Origin of the sequence: Candidatus Glomeribacter gigasporarum BEG34, assembly GCF_000227585.1 — a bacterium.
Taxonomy (GTDB): Bacteria; Pseudomonadota; Gammaproteobacteria; order Burkholderiales; family Burkholderiaceae; genus Glomeribacter; species Glomeribacter gigasporarum_B.
In genome coordinates, this window is the sequence record NZ_CAFB01000106.1 from 1 (window position 1) to 2104 (window position 2104).

The 2104-nt window shown below is 53.7% G+C and carries 2 protein-coding genes and 1 pseudogene; 2 read left to right on the plus strand and 1 reads right to left on the minus strand.

From position 1 onward, the window contains the following. Positions 1–785: pseudogene (locus tag CAGGBEG34_RS10475) on the plus strand (IS256 family transposase); the annotation flags it as partial. A gap of 9 nt (positions 786–794) precedes the next feature. After that, on the plus strand, positions 795–989 hold the full coding sequence (locus CAGGBEG34_RS11215; RefSeq protein WP_158641871.1) for a hypothetical protein: 195 nt from the start codon (positions 795–797) through the stop codon (positions 987–989). 126 nt (positions 990–1115) lie between these two features. Here the strand turns inward: CAGGBEG34_RS11215 and CAGGBEG34_RS09215 are convergent. After that, positions 1116–2104 (minus strand): ATP-binding cassette domain-containing protein (locus CAGGBEG34_RS09215; protein WP_203224887.1); only part of this gene is annotated, 989 nt, incomplete at its 5' end.

Here is a 2104-nt window from a genome sequence, read left to right on the forward strand (position 1 = left end):
TATCCCATTGTGGATTTCGATGCGCTGCGGCTTCAGATTCGGGATGAAGGGCGCGTGAAAAACAAGGCCGTGTATTCTTGCGTTGTGGATTCGAGCCGATGGATGCAGGGAAGTGTTGGGGCTTTGGACTGAGCAAACAGCAGGGGCCAAATTCTGGCTGAAAGTCTTCAATGACGCGCAATAGGGGGCTGAACGATATTCTGATTACCGTCGTCGGTGGACTGCACGGCTTTCCGGGCGCAATTGAATCCGTCTATCCGCAGACCCAGTCAAACCTGCCGTCCATTTGATCCGCAATTCACTGGCTTTCGCCCATTGGAAAGAACGCAAAACCTGAGCCGCAGCGCTTAAGCCGATTGACCCAGCAGCCAACACGGATAGGGCTCAAGCGGCTTTAGAACATTTTGAGCAAAGCGAATGGGGTCGCAAATTCCCAGTCATCACACAGATGTGGCGGCGGCAATGGGAGCAGGTGATTCCTTTCTGCTTATCCGCCTGAAGTTCGGAAAATGATTTACACGACCAACGCGATTGAAAGCCTGCATATGCAACTGCGCAAAATCGTCAAAAACCGCGGCCATTTCCCCAATGATCAAGCCGCCAAAAAACTGCGCTTTCTCGCTTTGCGCAACATCGAGAAGAACTGGATCGCTTACCGCAAGCTGGAATGCCTGAAAATCAAAACGGCGCTCAATCATTTTGCGCTCAAGCATCCACTGCTGCTGCGGGCCAATCTGGCGGCGATGGCTGAACTTCGGGCATGGCGTGTCCAGCCGGCAGGGTGAGCGCGTAAGGTGAGTGAATCCATAATGAGCGCGCAAGGGATGCAGGGCAGACGCTCGGCGACTGGTGGGACGCGCATAGGGCGGAAGGCGATGTGTTTCACCGAACGCTTGTTCATCCTGATCTCCTGGCGCAACTGGCATTACAACCTCGTGATCGAGTGCTTGATCTGGCCTGCGGCAACGGTGCGTTGGCGCGGACGATAGCCCGGCATGTTTGACATGTCACCGGCGTTGATTTTTCCAACACGCTCCTCAGGCACGCACACTGTAGGACGGCAGCAGAATACATAATACGACCATTCCTTATTATCACGTTTCCAGGAAGTCAAATCAGAGATATAAATCAGCCTGGCTGCGGAACATCTGGTAGTACTTGCCCTCCTGTTTCATCAGCGTTTCGTGCGCGCCTTCTTCTATGATTCGCCCCGCGTCCATCACAATGATCCGGTTCGCAAAGCGCGCCAGGGCAAGCCGGTGGCTGACGATGAGCGCAGACCGATGGGCGGTCAGCGCCATGATCACTTGCATCAGCTTCCCCTCTGCCTCAGGATCGAGCGATGACGTGGGTTCGTCGAAGACCAGCAAATCCGCCTCTTCTGCGTGCATCATCGCGCGCGCAATGGCCAAACGTTGCCACTGGCCGCCGGAGAGTGCTATGCCGCCTTCGATTTCGACTGTGAGCGGCTTATCCAACATGCTTTGGAGAAAGTCCAGTCCGATGAGATGGAGGGTTTCTTTTGTCCGCGTACCCTCTTCACTGACCATATTGTCCAAAGTATTGAGTGGCAAGCGGGCAAAATCCTGAAAAACGCCAACGATGCGCGGTTTGCGGCCGGATACGTTCCATTGAATCGAGCCAGCGGTCGGCGGATAAAAACCACAAATCAGCTTGATCAGGGTGCTTTTTCCCGATCCATTCTCGCCGACCACCGCAATCGTCTCACCGACCTGGATAGACAAGTTGATCTTATTCAGCGCTGCGGTGTTCGCGTCACGATACTGAAAATGAAGCTGATTCAGCCTGAGTCGTATCGGTGAATGCGCAGGCAAGGACGGGTAGTCCGCCGGATGCGCTCCAGGATGATCGACGAGTTGGCGATACGGCTGGATCGCGTAGGAGGCGCCCAACATGTCCCCATAGCTATAAATGATGGCGGCCAGCCCCACTCTCAATTGCAGGACAGAGGTGATAAACATCGTTAAATCGCTGATACCTACGATTTGTTTGGTATACCCATTTACGATGACGCAAAAAGGAATGATCAATACAAAACTGGATAATAAGGACATGAAGATGACTGCCCCGCCATTTCGCTTTC